General features: G+C 71.7%; 17 protein-coding genes. 8 read left to right on the top strand and 9 right to left on the bottom strand.

The features are described 5' to 3' along the window. Positions 1 to 608 precede the first annotated feature (608 nt). Together ABZT18_RS29545 and ABZT18_RS29540 are read left to right on the top strand one after the other, a co-directional pair. Positions 609 to 1247, top strand: a complete 639-nt coding sequence (locus tag ABZT18_RS29545; protein ID WP_354996752.1) for a TetR/AcrR family transcriptional regulator — start codon at positions 609 to 611, stop codon at positions 1245 to 1247. A 64-nt stretch (positions 1248 to 1311) separates the two neighbouring features. Beyond that, the gene (locus ABZT18_RS29540; protein ID WP_266246431.1) at positions 1312 to 1539 is read left to right on the top strand and encodes a DUF3107 domain-containing protein; all 228 of its coding nucleotides are present in this window, start codon (positions 1312 to 1314) and stop codon (positions 1537 to 1539) included. A gap of 76 nt (positions 1540 to 1615) precedes the next feature. Here the strand turns inward: ABZT18_RS29540 and ABZT18_RS29535 are convergent, their stop codons facing one another. Next, positions 1616 to 2266, bottom strand: a complete 651-nt coding sequence (locus ABZT18_RS29535; protein WP_354996753.1) for a ferritin-like fold-containing protein — start codon at positions 2264 to 2266, stop codon at positions 1616 to 1618. Positions 2267 to 2584: 318 nt separating this feature from the next. Here ABZT18_RS29535 and ABZT18_RS29530 point away from each other — a divergent pair, with 318 nt between their 5' ends. The 3 genes from ABZT18_RS29530 to ABZT18_RS29520 all read left to right on the top strand — a co-directional run bounded on the left by ABZT18_RS29530 (position 2585) and on the right by ABZT18_RS29520 (position 6239). Next, complete coding sequence (locus ABZT18_RS29530; protein WP_354996754.1) at positions 2585 to 4327, top strand: DEAD/DEAH box helicase; 1743 nt, start codon at positions 2585 to 2587, stop codon at positions 4325 to 4327. A gap of 86 nt (positions 4328 to 4413) precedes the next feature. Further along, positions 4414 to 5574, top strand: coding sequence for an SAM-dependent methyltransferase (locus ABZT18_RS29525; protein ID WP_354996755.1), 1161 nt, complete (start codon positions 4414 to 4416; stop codon positions 5572 to 5574). 248 nt (positions 5575 to 5822) lie between these two features. After that, complete coding sequence (locus ABZT18_RS29520) at positions 5823 to 6239, top strand: helix-turn-helix domain-containing protein (protein WP_354996756.1); 417 nt, start codon at positions 5823 to 5825, stop codon at positions 6237 to 6239. A gap of 10 nt (positions 6240 to 6249) precedes the next feature. Here ABZT18_RS29520 and ABZT18_RS29515 read toward each other — a convergent pair whose 3' ends face one another. The 3 genes from ABZT18_RS29515 to ABZT18_RS29505 form a co-directional block, all read right to left on the bottom strand. Continuing rightward, complete coding sequence (locus ABZT18_RS29515) at positions 6250 to 7191, bottom strand: hypothetical protein (protein ID WP_355252994.1); 942 nt, start codon at positions 7189 to 7191, stop codon at positions 6250 to 6252. 225 nt (positions 7192 to 7416) lie between these two features. Further along, positions 7417 to 9546, bottom strand: coding sequence for a DEAD/DEAH box helicase (locus ABZT18_RS29510; RefSeq protein WP_354996758.1), 2130 nt, complete (start codon positions 9544 to 9546; stop codon positions 7417 to 7419). 56 nt (positions 9547 to 9602) lie between these two features. Next, positions 9603 to 11246, bottom strand: a complete 1644-nt coding sequence (locus tag ABZT18_RS29505) for a BTAD domain-containing putative transcriptional regulator (protein ID WP_354996759.1) — start codon at positions 11244 to 11246, stop codon at positions 9603 to 9605. Positions 11247 to 11388: 142 nt separating this feature from the next. Here ABZT18_RS29505 and ABZT18_RS29500 point away from each other — a divergent pair, with 142 nt between their 5' ends. Then, positions 11389 to 12210 carry a hypothetical protein gene (locus ABZT18_RS29500; protein WP_354996760.1) on the top strand — a complete coding sequence of 274 codons (822 nt, stop codon included), beginning with the start codon at positions 11389 to 11391 and terminating at the stop codon, positions 12208 to 12210. Between the two features lie 60 nt (positions 12211 to 12270). On the opposite strand, the gene ABZT18_RS29495 is transcribed toward ABZT18_RS29500, so the two are convergent. Genes ABZT18_RS29495 through ABZT18_RS29475 form a run of 5 tightly spaced genes read right to left on the bottom strand, consistent with a single transcriptional unit; the run spans position 12271 to position 16938 of the window. Beyond that, positions 12271 to 13380: a branched-chain amino acid ABC transporter permease gene (locus ABZT18_RS29495; RefSeq protein WP_354996761.1), complete on the bottom strand. Its 1110-nt coding sequence runs from the start codon at positions 13378 to 13380 to the stop codon at positions 12271 to 12273. Beyond that, positions 13377 to 14267, bottom strand: a complete 891-nt coding sequence (locus tag ABZT18_RS29490; RefSeq protein ID WP_354996762.1) for a branched-chain amino acid ABC transporter permease — start codon at positions 14265 to 14267, stop codon at positions 13377 to 13379. Before ABZT18_RS29490 ends, ABZT18_RS29495 begins: the two co-directional genes overlap by 4 nt. Further along, on the bottom strand, positions 14267 to 14992 hold the full coding sequence (locus tag ABZT18_RS29485) for an ABC transporter ATP-binding protein (RefSeq protein WP_354996763.1): 726 nt from the start codon (positions 14990 to 14992) through the stop codon (positions 14267 to 14269). The genes ABZT18_RS29490 and ABZT18_RS29485 overlap by 1 nt, the downstream gene beginning before the upstream one ends. Next, on the bottom strand, positions 14992 to 15735 hold the full coding sequence (locus ABZT18_RS29480) for an ABC transporter ATP-binding protein (protein WP_112584733.1): 744 nt from the start codon (positions 15733 to 15735) through the stop codon (positions 14992 to 14994). Before ABZT18_RS29480 ends, ABZT18_RS29485 begins: the two co-directional genes overlap by 1 nt. Before the next feature lie 3 nt (positions 15736 to 15738). Continuing rightward, on the bottom strand, positions 15739 to 16938 hold the full coding sequence (locus ABZT18_RS29475) for a substrate-binding domain-containing protein (RefSeq protein WP_354996764.1): 1200 nt from the start codon (positions 16936 to 16938) through the stop codon (positions 15739 to 15741). 395 nt (positions 16939 to 17333) lie between these two features. On the opposite strand from ABZT18_RS29475, the gene ABZT18_RS29470 reads away from it, so the two are divergent. Continuing rightward, positions 17334 to 18668, top strand: coding sequence for a potassium transporter TrkG (locus ABZT18_RS29470; protein WP_354996765.1), 1335 nt, complete (start codon positions 17334 to 17336; stop codon positions 18666 to 18668). A 17-nt stretch (positions 18669 to 18685) separates the two neighbouring features. Then, on the top strand, positions 18686 to 19354 hold the full coding sequence (locus ABZT18_RS29465; protein WP_354996766.1) for a TrkA family potassium uptake protein: 669 nt from the start codon (positions 18686 to 18688) through the stop codon (positions 19352 to 19354). Positions 19355 to 19356 lie beyond the last annotated feature (2 nt).

The following is a 19356-nucleotide window of genomic DNA, read 5'->3' as shown; positions in this document are numbered from 1 at the left end:
CTCCATCGGCGGTACGGGACGTTGGGCGGGCACCACCAGCCGGCCGCTGGCCGCCTCGGACCGGCCCTCGACGGGCAGCCCGGGCGGCGCGCTCACGGGCGCGGGGTGCCCCGCGGGTGGTTCGAGACCCGGATGACGGACGCCATTGGCTTCGTCCGGGTGGTGCACGCCGTTGGCGTGGTGGCCGTTGGCCCGGGCCGGCGGCTCAAGGTCGGCCGGCAGCCCGACCAGGGGCGACGGCAGGTCGCCGTGTCGCGTGGAGGAGGTGCGCCAGCCGGACGCCGAGTCGGGCTGCCACCGCGGCGCCGGGTCCCGGACGTCCTCGCCATCGGCGGCTCGGGGCCACCCACCCGCCGGGGGCGCCCACCCGCTGACGGAACGGCCCGGGTCGTCGTGCTGACCCGCTCCGTCACCGTGCTCTCCCGGGGTGGCGGCTCCGGGTTGCCCTGTTTCACTCACCGCGCGCTCCTTGGTCGCCCCCGCTGAGGCTACCGTGTGCCGAGAGTGGCGATAAGTTACAGCGGCGGGCCATTTCCACGACGGGGCCCATGGGCTTCGCCCGGTCTGGGGGGAAAATGCCGGCTCGTACGGAGAACTCGGAGGATCCCATGACCGCTGCGGGGAACGGTGCACAGACCGCTGGCCGGCCCACCCGGCTGCCCCGCTCCGCGCGCCGTAAGCAGCTTCTTGCTGCGGCGCAGGAGGTGTTCGTCGCGCAGGGCTACCACGCCGCCGCGATGGACGACATCGCCGAGCGGGCCGGGGTCTCGAAGCCGGTGCTCTATCAACACTTTCCCGGCAAGATGGATCTCTATCTGGCGCTGCTCGACACGCACTGTGACGCGATCGTCGCCAAGGTGCGCGACGCGATGCGCGGCACCAACGACAACAAGGAACGGGTCGGCGCCTCGGTGCAGGCGTACTTCGACTTCGTCGATCACGAGAGCGAGGCGTTCCGCCTCGTCTTCGAGTCGGATCTGCGAAACGACCCGGCGGTGCGGCAGCGGGTGGAACGGGTCGAGCAGGGCTGTATCGCGGCGATCACCGACACCATCATCTCCGACACCGGGGTGAGCCGGGCGCACGCCGAGTTACTCGCCTCCGGGCTGGTCGGCGCGGCGGAGACGGCCGCACAGTTCTGGCTGGCCGGTGGCCGGCAGGTGCCAAAGGCCGAGGCCGAGGCATTGGTGGCCGCGCTGTCGTGGCGGGGCATCGCGAGCTTCCCGCTGCAAGGTGAGTCAGCCTGACCGTCGACCCCGTGATCGGATAGCCTTCGCAGGGCGGTTCTTTCGCCCCAGTTGAGGAGGCACAGTGGAGGTCAAGATCGGCGTGCAGTACGCGCCGCGCGAACTGGTAGTGGACAGCGCGCAGTCGCCGGCCGAGATCGAGCAGATCGTGACCGACGCCTTCGCCGGCAACGGCGGCACGCTCTCCCTGACCGACGAGAAGGGCCGACGGGTCATCGTTCCGGTCGAGAAGGTCGCCTACGTCGAGATCGCCGAGGCGTCTCCCCGGTCGGTCGGTTTCACCGTCCGCTGACCGGTCCGGCCATCGCGGCAGGTCGGCGTTCGGCCCACCTGCCGCAGGCCGGCACCGGGCCCGACGCGCCAGACGGTCAGTTGTTCAGCCCGGCGGCGGCCATCCGCGCGGTGTGCGCGGCGGTGAGCCTCCCGAACAGCCCCGGCACGTCGACACGGTCGCCCTGGGCGATCAACTCGGTGAGTGCGGCCCGCTCGGCGGCGACGCGGCCGGCCTGGGACAGCGCCTCGCCGACCAGCCGCCGCGCCCACATCGAGAGCCGGCCAGCCACCCGGGGCTCGTTGGCGACGGCTGTGCGGATCTCCGCAGCGGCGAAGTCCGCATACCGGGAGTCGTGCAGGACGTCCAGCACCAACGCCCGGTCCGGTTCAGCCAGCGCATCGGCGATCTCTCGGATGAAGTCGTCGGTGATCGCGTCGCCGACGTACGCCTTGGTGACCACTTCCGCCCAGTCCCGTGGCTCGGTCGAGTCGTGGTACGCCTGCAACGGCTCCAGGTAGGGCGCCATCGCATCCTCCGGCGGCACGCCCAGCGCGGTGAGCCGGTCGGCGAGGCGCCGGTAGTTGGCTATCTCGGCCGCGGCCATCTCGTTCAGCGCGGCCCGGCGGCGCAGGTCAGGGGCGAGCCGGGCGTCGCCGGCCATCCGTTCGAAGGCGAGCAGCTCACCGAAGGCGACCAGGCCCAGCAGGTCGGCGACGGCGGGACCGGGGGTGGTCGGCGCGGACACGAGCGCACGCTACCGCGCCCAGCCGCGCGTGTGTGACCCGCGCGGGGTACGTCCCCGGCTCCGTCCGTGTCGTGACACAAGTCACATTCATCGCCCCCGCGTGGCGCCTGGCCGGGTGGGAATCGGGACGGGGGCATGCCTGTTCAGGTAGCATGGAGCAGTTGCCGTGGGCGCCGATCTGATCGAAGCTCAGCCCGCGGCGCGCGTGCGGCCCGGTCCGGCTCGGCAATCTGCCGCCGACCGTGTGGCCCGCGTCATACCGAACGCGCCCTGAGGAAAAGACGGGGCGCACCCACGAGAGGGCACCCCCACATCCACATGAGCGAGCTGACTCAAGATCTGATGGACGGCCAGGAACTGGCCCCCACCGCCCCGGTTCGACCGGAGGCACCCACGTTCGCCGCACTCGGCGCCCGCGCCGAGACCGTCGAGGCGCTGGCCGCGGCCGGCATCACACGCGCGTTCGCCATTCAGGAGTACGCGATCCCCATCGCGCTGCGCGGCGTCGACCTGATCGGTCAGGCACCTACCGGCACCGGCAAGACGCTCGGCTTCGGCATTCCACTGTTGGACCGGGTCTTCGCACCGGGTGAGGGCAGCGACGGCGTCCCCCAGGCGCTGGTCGTCGTCCCCACTCGCGAGCTGGGCATCCAGGTCGCCAAGGATCTGGCCGCCGCAGGCCGGACGCGGGGCGTCCGGGTGCTGCCGATCTACGGCGGCGTGGCGTACGAGCCGCAGATCGACGCGCTCCGCAAGGGCGTCGAGATCCTGGTCGGCACCCCCGGCCGGTTGATGGACCTGCAGAAGCAGAAGCACCTCCGACTGGACCGGGTGCACGCACTCGTCCTCGACGAGGCCGACCGGATGCTCGACCTGGGCTTCCTCGACGACGTCGAGAAGATCCTCGCGATGCTTCCGGAAGACCGGCAGACGATGCTCTTCTCGGCCACCATGCCGGACCCGATCGTCACCCTGTCCCGGCGCTTCCTGCGCCAGCCGATGACGATCCACGCCGGGCACACCGCCGAGACCGGCCCGTCGCCGCAGACCCAGCAGCTGGTCTACCGCACCCACTCGATGAACAAGGTCGAGGTGGTGGCGCGCATCCTCCAGGCGGAGGGGCGTGGGTTGACCATGATCTTCACCCGTACCAAGCGGGCCGCCGACCGGGTCGCCGAGGACCTCGACTTCCGCGGGTTCGCGGTCGCCGCGGTGCACGGTGACCTGGGTCAGGGTGCCCGCGAACGGGCGCTGCGGGCCTTCCGGGCCGGCAAGATCGACATTCTGGTGGCCACCGACGTGGCGGCCCGAGGGCTGGACGTCACCGGCGTCACCCACGTGATCAACTACGACTGCCCGGAAGACCAGGACACCTACACCCACCGGATCGGTCGCACCGGCCGGGCCGGCGCGACAGGTGTCGCGGTGACCTTCGTCGACTGGGACGACATGCCGCGCTGGCGGATCATCGACAAGACCCTCGGTCTGGAGATGCCGGAGCCGCCGGAGACGTACCACACGTCGCCGCACCTCTACACCGACCTGCACATCTCCACCGAGGTCAGCGGCACGCTGCCCACCGCCGAGCGCACCCGGGCCGGGCTGTCCGCCGAGATCGAAGAGGACCTCGGTGGGACGACGCGCTCCCGCCGGGGCGACAGCGGTGCTCGGGGCCCCCGCCGCGGTGACAGCCGGGGCGACGGTCGCGGTGAGGGCCGCGGTGAGGGCCGAGGCGAGCGCCGTGGTCGGGGCGACAGCCGTCGCGACCGCTCCGACGCCGGCACGCCGGCCGCCGCCGACGCACCCGTGGGCACGCCGACCGCCGTCGATGCACCTGTTGGCGAGGCCGCCGAGGAAGGCACCCGTACCCCGCGCCGCCGGCGTCGCCGCCGGGCCGGCGACGTGGTCGCGGGCGAGCCAACCGCGGTGATCTCCGCCGACGACGGCCCCACCGAGCCGGCCGAGGCGTCCGACGGCGAGCCGTCGAAGCCCCGCCGCCGCCGTCGCCGCCGTGGTGGCGGTTCCGGTGCGGGTACGCCGGCCGAGGCGACCGCGGACTGACCACCAGCCACACCTGACATCCCCCGCACCGCCTCGCGCGGTACGGGGGATGTTCCCTTCCCACCCCACCTGCCGAAGATGGAACGATGCCGGAACCACTGGACGCCGCCCTGACCGAGGTTCGGGCCCTCCTGCTCGACCCCGCGCTGACCCGGGCGGTCGCCGCCGGACGCCGCCGCGGGCCCCGCCCCACCGTGGTTCGGGCCGAGCTGCGGCCGGTGACGCTCAAGGCCGGGCCCCGACTTCAGATCGCCACCTCCGACGGCGCTCGCCCGTACACCCGCAACGTCGCCCCCGGTCCGGAGGCCGCCGTGGCGGTCGACGAACTGCTGGCCGAGCCGTTCGGCAACTGGCACGTGGAGACAACTGACGCGACGCTCCAGCTGAGGGTGACCAAGTCCGGCGAGGCGCAGGTTCACCGGGCCGCGACGGCCCGTCCGGCGGCGACGCCGGGCGGAAATGACCGGGCCAAGGAGTACCTGCTGGACCCGGGCGATGAGATCTTTGCCGAGATCGGCGGCTCGGCGGCCAAACGCCGCCAGGTGGACGCGTTCCTGCGTGCCCTGGCCGCGACCCTGCCCGATGAGCTGACCGGTCCGCTGCGGGTGGTCGACCTGGGTTGCGGCAACGCCTACCTGACGTTCGCCGCGTACCGCTATCTGACGAGTCGAGGGCTCGACGTCCAGCTGGTCGGTGTGGACGTCCGGGAGGACCAGCGGCGGCGCAACACCGAGCTGGCGCAGCGGCTGGGCTGGGCCGACCAGGTCAGCTTCGTGGCCGGCACGATCGCCGACGCTGTCGTCGACCCCGCCCCCGACCTGGTGCTGGCGCTGCACGCCTGCGACACCGCCACCGACGAGGCGCTGGCCCGCGCGGTGCGCTGGGAGGCCCGCTGGGTGCTGGCCGCGCCGTGCTGCCACCACGACCTGGCGAAGCAGCTCCGCGCCCACCCCGCCCCGGCCCCGTACGAGCTGCTGACCCGGCAGGGCATCCTGCGCGAGCGCTTCGCCGACGTGCTCACCGACGCGCTCCGCGCCGGGTTGCTGCGGGTGCACGGCTACCGGGCCGAGGTGGTGGAGTTCGTGGACTCCCAGCACACGCCGCGCAACCTGCTGATCCGTGCCCGCCGGACCGGCAGCGGGCCCACTGAGCCGCAGCGCGCGGAATACCGCGAACTGGTCGACCAGTGGCAGGTCACGCCACGACTGGAGACCCTGCTGGCCATCGGCGAGGCTCCCGCCGCCTAGCTGTCGGATCGGTGTGCCGGATGGCGGCGTTGTGCTGCGACGCCATCCGGGCACCCAGCACGACGGCCACCAGCGTGGTGGTGATCGCGCCCGTGCCAGCTTTCCCCGTGAGTCCTGGATGGCGCCTGTGAAGAGGTCTCGTCCACGGGACAGATTGTGCGGTCAGTCAATTGTTTCCGGCCCGGGGCGTACTACCCTCGGAAGGCGCATCGTCCCAGTGCTCCGGCCGGGAGGGATAACCCGCAGGGATGGGTTCCGCAGAGGTTTCACCGCAGATGGCCTTCGCCCGCTTCGTTCGGCGCGCCATCGACGACGCTCGTGACGAACGTGGGTGGACCGTAACCGACCTTGCCTCACACACGGGCGTGGGCCGCTCGACGGTGTTCCGTTGGTTGGCCGGGGACTGGCAGGACTATCCCGAGTTGGCCAAAGTTCGGGGCTTCTGCGCGGCACTGGATCTGCCGGTGGCGGCCGCGTTCCGGGCGCTCGGGCTACCCGATGCGGGCCCTGCTCCCCGCCGCCGCAACGACGACGGCCCCGTCGAGGCCGACGTCCGGGCCATCCTGGATCGGCTGGCCGACCCCACGGTCCCCGCCGAGGAGAAGCACCACATCCGCGACCTGCTCCGCTACCTGGCCCGCCGCCCCATCCGCCGCGCCGGCTGAGCGTGCCGGCTCAGGGGACGTCGAGGGTGAATTCGGCGGTGTGGACGTCGGTCCCTACCTGGAAGTCGAGAAAGAGGCGGTAGCGGCCTGGGCCCGGGGTGGTCAGCCAGAACTTGACCTGGCCGTCCACCAGCTCCGGCTCCGGGTGCACGTGCAGGTAGCCGAGGTCGCCCTCACGCAACGCCACCAGGTGCCCGTACGCACCGAGGTAACGCTCCAGCGGGGCCGCACCGCCAGCACCGTCGACCCGGAAGGTCAGCGGCACGGTCGCTCCGCCCTGCGGGGTGCCCTGATAGCCGACGGTGAACCCGTCCACGGTCGTCGAGGTGGCTGGGCCCGGCAGCGGACGGGGCTGGTAGCCGCCGGGCGCGACCAGGTCCGTGCCGAGGGTCACCGCGGTCTGCGCGCCGTTGCCGGCGACCACGGTGAAGTCGGCGTACGCGCGCCAGACGCCCGGCTGCGCGAGGGTCAACGGCACCGACCAGGTGCCGTCTGCCGCCATGGTCGGGTGCAGGTGCTGGTAGCCGGTCAGGTCCCGGCGGACGACGATGAGGTGCATCGGCTTGTCGTGCACCACGGCGAAGCGGGTGACCGGCTGACGCTGCACGTCGCGCACCTGGAAGCGGAGCTGACCGGGGCGACCGGCCGCGAACTCGGTGGCCAGGGGGGCCAGGGGGGCCAGGGTGAGCCCGGCCGAGCTGACCGACAGACCACCCGGCTCGGTGGCCGCACCCTGATCGGTGCCCGTGGTGGTGCCGTGGCTGTGGGGCCCGATGCCCGGCGGATCGGTGTGATCGGCTGCCAGCGACGGGCTGCCCGTGGTGGCGCCATCGGCGTTCAGCCGGCCGAGGCCGAAGCCGAGCAGCACCGCCAGCACCAGCCCGCCGACCACCAGCGCCAGCCGGAGCGTGCTCCGATCCGGCGCGCGGGTGACGGGCTGCTGGTCGGTCATGCCGCCCACGGTACCGCCGCGCCGGGCTGCTGCCGGCCGATGCCCGGGCGGCGTGGCGCCGGTCGCATTCGGCGGTGCCCGGGAACTTTCCCGCCCGACCGGGTGCGGACAGCACCGCGGGTGCGCGCAGCACGGCAACCGGGCACGGGTGCGCGCAGCACGACAACCGGACACGGGTGCGCGCAACACGGGGACCGGCGTCGAACCGGCGCGAGCCGCAGCGGGTCAGCCGGCCACGGCGAGGGCCAACGGGAGCACGTCGGGTGCGCCGGCCCGGCGCAGTGCGCGGGACACCAGCGTCATCGTCCAGCCCGAGTCGACCAGGTCATCGACGAGCAGCACCGGGCCGTCGAGGCCAGCCAGGGCGTCGGCCAGGTCGGCCGGCACGGTGAAGGTGTCGTGCAGCGCGCGTACCCGCTGGGCGCTGTTGCCGCGCGGCCCGGCCGGGCCGCCCGGACCGGTCGAGGTGACCTCGCCGAGCAGCGGCAGCCGGCCCACGGCGGCGATCCGTTCGGCGAGCGACCCGACCAGCCGAGGCCGTCGCCGGGAACCGACCGCGACCACCGCCGCCGGCCGGCGGGGCCAAGGGTCGTCACCGTGTGCCCACGCCTTCAGCACCTCCACCACCGCGCCGGCGACGTCGTCGGGCACCGGCGCGTCGGGCGCCTCCGGGCCGACCAGATCACGCAGCCGGCCACCCCAGCCCAGGTCGGAGAGACGCCCGACGGCACGGCCCGGCAGCGTCTGCTCCGCGGGGGCGATCCGGCCCTTGAGGGGTACGCCCACGGCGTCGAGCCCGGTCGGCCAGAGCTTCTTCGGGGCGATCTCCACCCCGGGTCGCCCAAGGAAGGTCTGCGCGGCGGCGTGCGCCGCCGTCGACACGTCCGCGGAGAAGAGCGGATCGGCGCACCGGTCGCACCGGCCGCAGTCGGCCGCCCCGGTGTCGTCCAGACATTCCCGTAGATACCGCATCCGGCAGTCGGACGTGGTCGCGTACTCCCGCATGGCCTGTTGCTCGACGGTGCGTGCCTCGGCGACGCGGCGCAACCGGGCCTCGTCGTAGACCCAGGGCTCGCCGGTGGCGAGCCAACCACCGCGCACCCGGCGGACCGCGCCGTCCACGTCGAGCACCTTGAGCATCAGCTCCAGCCGGGCGCGGCGCAGGTCGACCAGGGGTTCGAGGGCCTGGGTGGAGAGCGGGCGGTCGGTGTGCAGGGCGGCCAGCACGGCCCGGACCTGCTGCTCCGGTGGGAACGCCAGGGAGGCGAAATAGCGCCAGATCGCGGCGTCCTCGACACCGGGCAGCAGCAGCACCTCGGCGTGCTCGACGGCGCGGCCGGCGCGGCCGACCTGCTGGTAGTACGCGATCGGGGAGGGCGGCGCGCCGAGGTGGACCACGAAGCCCAGGTCGGGCTTGTCGAAGCCCATGCCCAGCGCGCTCGTGGCGACCAACGCCTTGATCTTGTTGTCCAGCAGGTCCTGCTCGGCGGCCCGCCGGTCGGCGTCCTCGGCCTGCCCGGTGTACGAGGCCACCGGGTAGCCCCGGGAGCGCAGGAACTCGGTCGTCTCCCCCGCTGCCGCGACGGTCAGCGTGTAGACGATGCCGGAGCCGGGCAGCTGGTCCAGGTGGTCGGCGAGCCAGGCCAGTCGGTACGCCGGGCTGGGCAGATCGAGGACGCCGAGGCGCAGCGACTCGCGGTCCAGTGTGCCGCGCAGCACGAGAGCGTCGCCCAACTGCTCGGCCACGTCCTGGGTGACGCGGGTGTTGGCGGTGGCGGTGGTGGCCAACACCGGGGTGCGCTCCGGCAACTCGGCGAGGAACGTCCGCAGCCGCCGGTAGTCCGGTCGGAAGTCGTGCCCCCAGTCGGAGACGCAGTGCGCCTCGTCGACCACCAGCAGCCCGGTGGTCGCGGCCAGTTTCGGCAGCACACCGTCGCGGAAGTCCGGGTTGTTGAGCCGTTCCGGGCTGATCAGCAGCACGTCCACCGCACCGGTCTGGATCTCGGCGGTGATCTCGTCCCACTCGTCGAGGTTCGCCGAGTTGATCGTGCGGGCCCGGATGCCGGCCCGCGCCGCCGCCTCGACCTGGTTGCGCATCAGCGCCAGCAACGGCGACACGATGACGGTTGGGCCGGCCTGCTCGGCCCGGGTGGTGTCACGCAGCAGGGCGGTGGCGACGAAGTACACGGCCGACTTGCCCCAACCGGTTCGCTGCACGCAGAGCACCCGCCGCCGGTCGACGACTAACGCCTCGATGGCCCGCCACTGATCCTCGCGCAGCCGGGCGTGGTCACCGGCCAGCCGGCGCAGCACCGCCTCGGCCCGCTCCCGTACCGCTGCCCGCTCGTCACCCATCCGGCATTTCTACCAGCGCCGTGCGTCAGGACCTCGGTTCGCGCGAGAGGTTCCGGTCACGATCCGGGCGTTTGCGCCTCGTCGGGCAGGACGGCCGAGGGCAGGAAGATCAGCAGATCGCGGAGGGGCTCGGTGGCGTTCGGAGGCAGCAGGCAGCGCGCGGCGAGCTCTTCCATCGAGGTGTACGGGCCACGCAGCCACCGATCCACGACGATCTGCCGACCCTGCTCGGGCGTCAGGCCGGGCAGGCCCGTGAGCACCTGCTCCGGAACGGCGTTGATGTCGATCAGGCCACCGTCATCGAAGGTGCCGGGCAGGTCGGGCCGGCCGAGTCGCAACTCGGCCCGGGCCGCGGGGTAGTGGTAGAGCAGGTAGCGAGCGTGCTCTCGACGGATCCGCCGCTCATCGTCAGCGCGGTCCCTCCCGCTGACCAGGCTCCCGGTGATCGCCGCCCAGAGCCCCCGGCTGAGCAGCACCACATGCACCGCTCCGACCAGCCAGGTGACGGCGGCCAGGCCGACGAAGGCCAACGCCTGATTGTCGGAAACCTCGTCCGCGTTCTCGACGTCGAGGACATTCACCTCGACGGTGACCAGGACCAGATAGCCGACGCCGGCGAGCGCGAGGCGCCAACTACGCCGCCAGAACGCGTAGGCCAGGATCACCAGCCAGGTCAGGCAACCGAAGGAGAGCAGGACGAGCGCCGTCCCGAGGACCGTGACGGTCCTGCTCACCCAGCGCGGTGTCTGCCGCCTCGCGCGCTTCGTGGCGGCCGATGGTGGCGGTGTGTGGAGCGGGGGCGACAGGAGTGACGGCGGGTATCCCACGCCGCTCGGACGCTGGCTCGCCCCGATGGGCATGACCGGTTCGACGGGCTGGGAGGCCACGGGCCGGGGTGGCTCCGGCTCGTTCGAGGGCTTCGCCGCCGCCGTCAGCGTCGGGTCGGAGCGGAGGATGCGCCGGTGCAGTTCCTGGAGCGCCTCGCCCGGCTCGATGCCGTACTCCTCCCGGAGCAGGTCGCCGAACTCCCGATAGGCGGCGAGCGCCTCGGCCTGCCGCCCACTGCGATACAGCGCGAGCATGAGCTGGTGCCGCAGCCGCTCCCGGACCGGGAACTCGGCCACCAGCTCCACCAACTCCCCGACCATCTCGCGGTGCCGCCCGAGGTCCAGCGTCAGCTCGGCCCGGGTCTCCAACGCCACGGCCCGCAGCTCCACCAGCCGTTGCCGGGCCGCCTCGAAGACCGGCCCGGTGAACCCGGTGAACGGTTCCCCCTGCCAGAGGGCCAGGGCAGTGGCCAGCTCGGTCAACGCCTCGGCGGCACGGCCCTCGGCGCGTCGCTGCCGGGCGCGGTGGATCCCCCGCTCAAAGCGGACCGCGTCAAGCACGTCCGGATCGACCCGGAGCAGGTAGCCGGCGTCGGTCAGGCCCAACACCTGCCCCGGCGTACGCGGCGACCGGTCCGGCTCCAGCACCCGGCGCAGCCCGGCGACGTACTTCTGCACCACGTTGGGGCCGTTCGCGGGCGGATCCTCCGGCCAGACCGCCTCGACGATCTGCCCCGTGGACACCGGACGACCCGCGGAGAGCAGCAGCACGGCCAGCACGGCACGCTGCTTGCCGGGACCGAGGTCGATCTCCCGCTCGGCGTACCAGGCCCGCTGAGGCCCGAGGATCTCGAAACGCAGCGTTCCTGACATGGGAATTTCCGCTCCTGACACCCCCGACAGCACCAGACGGCAGTGCCCGGCAGCCGGACGGCAGCATATCGGCAGCCAAACCGCCGCGCCTGCCGGCAACATCGTCGTCGGCAGAAGCCATGCAGCGAGAAAGAGAAATGTGATGACACAGGCAACGGGCACCGCCGGCACCATCCGACGGACGGTCGGCACGGTCGCCGCCGTGCTGGCCACGACCACCCTGCTCACGGGTTGCGGGTCCAACAGCGAACCGGCCGCAGCACCGCAGAGCAGCCCGACCGCCAGCCCGACCGCCGACCCGAAGCAGGCACTCCTCGACGCCGTTCCGGACGGCACCGAGGGGACGTTCCGGTTCAGCGGCAAGGACTCGTCCAGCACGCTCAGCGGACGGATCGACCCGGACTCGAAGGCGTTTGAGATCAACACGACCGTTGCGCCGGGCGCCGACGGCATCACCACGAAGATGTCGTTCCTGCTGATCGGTGAAGAGGTCTGGATGAAGGCGAAGTTCAGCGGCCAGCCGGGCCTGCCGAAGTTCCCGGACAAGTGGATGAAGCTGGACCGTACGAAGCTGGCCGACGGCGAAGCCATCCCGGCCTACGACGGCGCGGACCAGGGCAACGCCGGTCCGCTCATCGAGGCGGCCACCTCCGTCAAGGAGCAGAGCCCCGGGCAGTATGCCGGTGTCATCGACGTGAGCGCCGGCAACGCGGCGGAGGCGCTGGAGGAGGGCGAGGCGGCGGCGCTCGGCGAGGCCGCCAAGACGGTGCCGTTCACCGCCGTCGTCGGTGCGGACAAGCACCTGTCCTCGCTGACGCTGAAGATCCCGGCCGCCGGCAAGGCGAAGGCGTACGACTACGTCGTCACGTACGCCGACTACGGCAGCGCCCCGAAGATCAGCGTGCCGACCGGCACCGCCACGACGAAGGCACCAAAGATGGCGTACGAGATGTTGAACGGCTGACCCACGACGCAGGAGGGCGGCGGCCACACGGGGGGCCGCCGCCCTCCCGTCGTCGGGGGGTCAACGGCGGGGGCGGAGGGAGCGGGTCAGGTGGGTCAGGCGGGGGGCCAGGCTGGTCAGGCCGCCTGGGAAGAAGTAGACCGCCAGGATGAAGACCGTGCCCAGGACGAACAGCGGCTGGCTCAGCGGGCGGCTCAGGACCGCCGGCAGGTTGTCGACCGCGTCGGAGGTGCCGAAGGCGGTGAGTCGGTGGTCCAGATACATGTAGAGGACACCGCCGAGCACCGGCCCCCACCGGGTGCCCGGCCCACCGAGCACCACCATGACCAGCAGCGACAGGGTCAGCTCCGAGGAGGTGATGTGCGGCGACGCGCCGCCGACGATCAGGACGTAGACCACCCCGCCCGCCGACGCCAGCCCGCCGGCCAGGGTGAACGCCACCAACTTGTAGCGGTACGGGTCCAACCCGAGCACGCCGATCCGCCGCTCGTCGTCGCGCAGCCCGGCGAGCACCCGCCCGGTTGGCGAGCCGCTCACCCGGTGCACCACGAACACCACGAGCGTCAGGTACGCCAACGCGAGCCAGTACAGGTTGACGGTGTTCGTCACCCCCACCAGCCCGGCGGGCAGCCCGGACACGTCCAGCGGCAGACCCTCCTCGCCACCGGTGAGCCCACCGAAGTCCCGCGCCACCAGGATCGCCCCGACCTGGGCGAAGGCCAACGTGACCATGGCGAACGCGATGCCCACGGTCCGCAGCGCCACCGCGCCGAGCAGCGCGGCGAGGATGGTGCCGCCGGTGATGGTCAGCAGCGCCGCCTGCCAGAGCGGCAGGCCGCCCCGGGTGACGAGGATGTCGGTGCCGTACACGCCGGCGGCGAAATAGAGCGCGTGCCCGAAGGAGAGCATCCCGGTCCGGCCGAAGAGCAGGTCGTACCCGGCTGCCAGCCCACCGAAGATCAGACAGATGGCGAGGATTTGCAGGGTGCCCGGTGAGTTGATCGGCCCTTCGAAGATCCCCGGCAGGGAGATCGTCGAGTACGGCAGGATCACCAGGACGACCAGCGCGACCAGCGGCAGGAACGGGCGGACCCGCTGCCACCGCCCCCGCTCCGGGGTCAACTCGGCGGGTACCTGCGCGGGAGGCGCGTCGAGGGTGGAGTTCGTCATGCCGTTGCCACCTTTCCGGCGATGCCCTGCGGGCGCAGCAGCAGCACCACGGCCAGCAGCCCGACCACGCAGATGTCGCCCAGCCCGGACGTTCCGTAGTAGTTGACGAACTGCTGCACCAGCCCGACGACGACCGCCGCGTACGCGGAGCCGACCACCGAGCCCATCCCGCCGATCACCACCACGATGAACGCGAAGATCAGCAGCGAGCCGCCCTGCCCGGGCGAGACCGTGCCGAAGTAGACCCCGCCGAGCGCACCGGCGAGCGCGGCAGCCGCCCCACCGATCGCGAAGACGAGGGTGAACGCCTTACGGACGTCGATGCCCAGCGCGGTCACCATCTCCCGGTTCTCCACCCCGGCCCGGATCACCAGGCCGTACCGGGTCCAACGCAGGAACGCCAGGATCGCACCGAGCACCAGCACCGCCGCGATGATCAGCAACAGGCCCCCGTTGGGCACCTGCGCGCCGAGGATCCCGGTCACCTGCCGGGTCCAGTCCGGACGCGGGAACGGCCGGGCGTCCGCACCCCAGGTGGCCTGGAGCAGCGCCACCCCGGCCAGTGACAGACCGACGGTGACCAGCACCTGCTCGATGGTGCGGGAGTAGAGCGGGCGGATCAGCACCAGCTCGACCAGGATCGCCACCAGCGTGCCGGCAGCCACCCCGAAGGCGACCGCCAGCACGAAGCCGAACCCGTCACCGCCGGCGCCCGGCAGGTTGCCCGCCGCCCACCAGGTGCCGTAGGCACCCACGCCGAGGAACAGCCCGTGCGCGAAGTTGAGCACGTCGGCCAGGCCGAAGACCAGGGACAACCCGGAGGCGACCAGGAAGTACAGCGCCGCCAGGCCGAGCCCGGTCAACGCCAACAGAATCACGGTCCCCATCAGTGCGACACCTCCGCCGAGCCCACACCGAGCAGCGACTTGGTCAGCGCCGTCTCCAGCAGCAGCTCGCGGGCGTCGCCGGTCCAGGCCACCTTGCCGGCGGCCAGCACGACCGCATCGCGGGCCAGCCGTCGTACCACTGCCAGGTTCTGCTCGACGAGCAGCACCGGCACCGACTCCGCGACCCGTTCCAGCACCTCGGCCACCTCGGTCACCACCTTCGGAGCCAACCCCTTGGTTGGCTCGTCGACCAGCAGCAGCCGGTTGTCGTTGAGCAGCACCCGACCGATCGCGAGCATCTGCTGTTGCCCGCCGGAGAGCGAACCGGCCCGTTGCCGTCCGCGCCGGTCCAGCTCCGGGAAGAGCGCGAAGACCTTGTCGTACGCCGGGCTGGTGCCGCGCCGCTCGGCGAGCCGCAGGTTCTCGGCGACGGTGAGGCCGGCGAACACGCACCGGTCCTCGGGCACGTAGCCGAGCCCACCGCGGACCAGCCGGTGAGTGGGCCGGGCCAGCAGGCTCTGCGCGCCCATCCGGATGGTGCCCCGGACCTCCCCGGCGGGCGGGGTGAGGCCGACGATCGCGCGCAGCGTGGTGGTCTTGCCGACGCCGTTGCGGCCGAGCAGGACGGTCACGCCGGTCGGGGCGACCGTGAAGGACACCCCCTGGAGGATGTGCAGCCCGGAGATCCGGACCGACAACCCCTCCACACTGAGGATCGGTTCCATCAGAGCGACTCCCCCAGGTAGGCCTCTTGCACCGTGGGGTTGGCCATCACCGTCTCCGGGGTGTCGCAGGCCAGCAGCGCGCCGTGGTGCATGACGGCGATCCGGTCGGCCAGTTCGAGGATGACGTCCATGTGGTGCTCGACCATCAGCACCGCCCGGCCGCTGTCGCCGGTCAACGACTTGATGACGGCCACCAACTCGGGCACGTCTTCGGCGCTGACCCCGGCCATCGGCTCGTCCAGCAGCATCACCCGCGGTTCACCGGCGAGCAGCAGGGCGATCTCCAACTTGCGCTTCTCGCCGTGGGCCAGGGTGCCGGCCAGCGCCGTACCCCGGTGGGCGAGGCCGACCCGGTCGAGCGCCGCGTCGGCGGCGGCGGCGACCTCCCGGTCGGCCGCCGCCCGCCGCCACAGTGCCATCGAGCCCCCGCGGTGTGCCTGCACGGCGAGCCGGACGTTCTCCCGCACGCTGAGCGAGCCGAAGACCGAGGACGCCTGGAAGGTACGGCCCAGCCCGAGGCGGGCCCGTCGGTGCGGCGGGAGCGCCCCGATGTCCTGCCCGTCCAGGACGATCCGGCCCTCCGTGGCCCGGCGCAGGCCGGTGATCAGGTTGAACAGTGAGGTCTTGCCGGCGCCGTTCGGCCCGATCACGCCCAGGAACTCCCCGGGCGCGAGATCGAGGTAGACGCTGTCGACGATGGCGACCTCACCGATCCGCCAGGTCAGACCGCGAGTGGCGAGCATGGGTCAGCCCTTCATGGCCACGGCCGGTGGCGCGGTCTCGTCACCGGTGAGGCTCTTCTGCGCGGTTGCCGTGAACGCGGTGCCGCTGCCGGTCAGCTTGGCCTGGAACATCGGCTGGAGCAGCGCGTGGTCCGCAGCCCGGATGGTCATCTTGCCCTTGACCCCGTCGAAGCTCCAGCCCTCCAGAGCGGTGACCATCTTGTCGACGTCGTCCCCGCCCTCCTGCGCCGCACGGACCACCATCTGGGCGGCGGCGAAGCCGTCCGGGTGGAACAGGTCGATGGTGCTGACCTTGGCCTTCAGCGCCTTGCTGGCCTCGGTGTCGCTGGCACCGTCGAAGTAGTGCGACAGGAAGGAGATCTTGGTGCCGGCAGCACCGAAGGTCGGCCAGGAGGCCCGGATGTCCAGACCGGTGACGACCGTGGTGGAGGAGAGCACGCCCTGCTGGTCGAGGCTCTGCCACATGGCCGGGGCGGTGGTGCCGGCCCAGGCGACGAAGAGGAGGTCCGGCTTTGCGGCCTTGATCTGGCTGGCGAACGGGGTGAACTCGGTGGCGCTTGCCGGGGCGCGGACGCTGCTGACGGTCGCGCCGGCACCGCCGATGACGGCCTTGACGGCAGCCTCGTTCGCGTCGCCGAACGCGCCGTCCTGGGCGAAGACCACGACCTTCTTGCCGGCCGGGTCGCCGATGAACGACTTGGCGGTCACCACGTCCTGGTAGGACTGGCGGCCGGAGCGGAAGGTGTACTTGTTGGCGCCGGTGACCGCGTCCGTCGCGGCCGCTCCGGAGATGAAGAGGACCTTGTTCTGCGCCGCGATCGGGGCGACCTGGAGCGCCACGCCGGAGGCGGTGGAGCCGGCAATGATCTTGGTGCCCTTGCCGATCAGGTCCTTGGCGGCGGAGACCGCCTTCGCCGGGTCGCCCGCGTCGTCGACCTCGGTCACCTCGATCGTCCGGTCACCGACCTTGCCGGTGCCCTTGGTGGCGAAGTCGAGCCCCGCCCTGAACCCCTCGATGTACTGCTTTCCATAGCTGGCCAGGGCTCCCGACTGGGAGTACACCAGGCCGACCTTGACCGGCGCGGCGCTGTCGCCGCCGCCGGTGGCGGTGTCCTGCGGGCTGCCACAGGCCGTGGCGGCCAGCGCCGCAGCCATCATCGTGGCGGCGGAGAGGAACACCCGCCGCGTCGTCCGGACCGTCATTGCGACTCCACATGAGGACTCGGAGGGAGAGAACTTCTTCGTGACGGCTCACGCTAGAAGTGACGTCACCCACGGGCTATGTGGCCGAAACACACAAGTAACAGGAATGGGGTGGCCGGGGGTTACAACAGGCCGCGCTACCCCCTGAACGCCCGGTCTCCCGATGGCGTGGATCCCCACGGACCGTCCGGCGCCTGTGTCGTCTCGCGCCATCCATCCCGCATGATCGACACCATGTCGGCGAACTCGCGGCATCAGTCGAGCTAGACACCCCCATATCGGCGATATCACGCGGGCGGTCAGCCGCAAGGGAGTCAGTCGATGCTGGCCGGCAGATGAACCTCCGGAATGCCTGTTCCCACTCCGAACGGTGACCGGAACAGGAAGATTGTCTGGTGCGCCGGTTCTTCCGCAACCCCGTGCGGCTGGTGCCGTTCGCGTTCCTGGTGCCGATCCTGCTCGGTACCGGGTTGCTCATGGCGCGCTGGGCGACGGCCGACCAACAGCGCCCGCCCCTGGTCACCGCGCTCTTCACCGCCACCTCGGCCGTGTCGGTCACCGGCATGGCGGTCACCGACACGCCGAACTACTGGTCCGGCTGGGGACTCCTGGTGATCACCCTGCTCACCCAACTCGGCGGCCTCGGCATCCTCACCGTCGCGGCGCTGGTCATCCTGGTGGTCTCCCGCCAGCTCGGGCTGCGCAACCGGCTGCTCGTGCAGGCCGAGACGGCGGAGTTCGGCATCGGCGACGTCGGCCGGCTGCTGCGTCGGATCGCGGTGACCGTCTTCGCCTGCGAGGCGGTGATGACCGCACTGGTCGCCGGCCGACTCTGGCTCACCTACGACTACTCACCCGGGCAGGCCCTCTGGTCGGGTGTCTTCCACGCCGTGCAGGCGTTCAACAACGGTGGCTTCGCGCTCTACTCCGACGGCCTGCTGGCCTTCAGCCGCGACCCGTGGGTGTCGCTGCCCCTGGCGGTCGGCGCGATCATCGGCGGGCTCGGGTTCCCCGCGCTGTTCGAGGCGGTCCGCGAGTGGCGCCAGCCGGCGCACTGGGCGGTGGCGACCAAGCTGACCATCTGGGGCAGCGCGGTGCTGCTGCTGGTCGGCTTCGCCGGTCTGCTCGCCGCCGAGTGGACCAACGCGAGCACGATCGGCCAGTACGACGTACCGGGCAAGATGCTCGCGTCGTTCACCCAGATCGCGCTGAGCCGTACCGGCGGCTTCAGCGTTCTGAACATCGCCGCTCTGCAGGAGGAGAGCTACCCCCTGCTGATCGTGCTGATGTTCATCGGTGGCGGCAGCGCCAGCACGGCCGGTGGCATCAAGGTCTCCACGTTCTTCCTGCTGGCGTTCACCATCTGGGCCGAACTGCGTGGCGAACCCGACGTGACGGTCGGGCACCGCCGGGTGGCCACGGCCAGCCAGCGCCAGGCGATCACCGTGGCGCTGCTCAGCGTCGCGCTGGTAATGGGCGGGACCATGCTGCTGCTGCTGCTCACCGAGGGCGTCCGCTTCGTCGCGGCCCTGTTCGAGATCACGTCCGCGTTCAGCACCACCGGTCTGACCACCGGTCTGGCCGGCGAGCTGCCGGCCGGTGGTCAGCTGGCCCTGACGGTGCTGATGTTCATCGGCCGGATCGGGCCGCTCACCCTCGGGTCGGCGATCGCTTTGAACACCCGACACCGGCTCTACCGCTATCCCCAGGAACAACCCATTGTCGGCTAGCAGCGAGGAGGGGCGAGGTGTCGGCTAGACGAGCGGACAGCGGCGGCATCGTGGTGATCGGGCTGGGTCGGTTCGGTTGCCACCTGGCCGGGTCGCTGGCCCGGATGAACCGCGAGGTGTTGGCCATCGACCGCGATCCGGCCCAGGTGCAGCGCTGGTCGGCGCAACTCGACCGGGTCGTCCAGGCCGACTCGACCGAGGAGGGAGCGCTGCGGCAGCTCGGCATCGCCAGTTTCGGGCGGGCGGTGGTGGCCATCGGGGCTTCGGTGGAGGCGAGTGTGCTCACCGTGCTGGCACTGGTCGAGCTGGGCCTGCCACAGATCTGGGCACGGGCGACCTCGCAGAAGCACGCCAAGATCCTGTCGTCGGTGGGCGCACACCACGTGATCTTCCCGGAGGCGGAGACCGGGGACCGGGTGGCGCACCTGATCGTCAGCCGGCTGCTGGACTTCATCGAGTTCGACGACGACTTCGCCATCGCCACCGTCCGGGTGCCGGAGTCCCTGGTCGGGCGCACCCTGCTCGACCTGCGACCGCAGGAGCGCTACGGAATACGGGTGGTCGGCGCCAAACTGCCGGGCGAACGCTTCCGGTACGCCTCGGACGACACGGCACTCCCCGAGGGTGGGGTGCTCATCGTGGAGGGTGGGATCGACCAGGTGCAGCGGTTCGCGGGACGGCGCTGACC

The organism is Micromonospora sp. NPDC005291, assembly GCF_040607415.1.
In the GTDB taxonomy this organism is placed as follows: domain Bacteria; phylum Actinomycetota; class Actinomycetes; order Mycobacteriales; family Micromonosporaceae; genus Micromonospora.
This window is presented reverse-complemented; position numbering and strand designations above follow the sequence as displayed.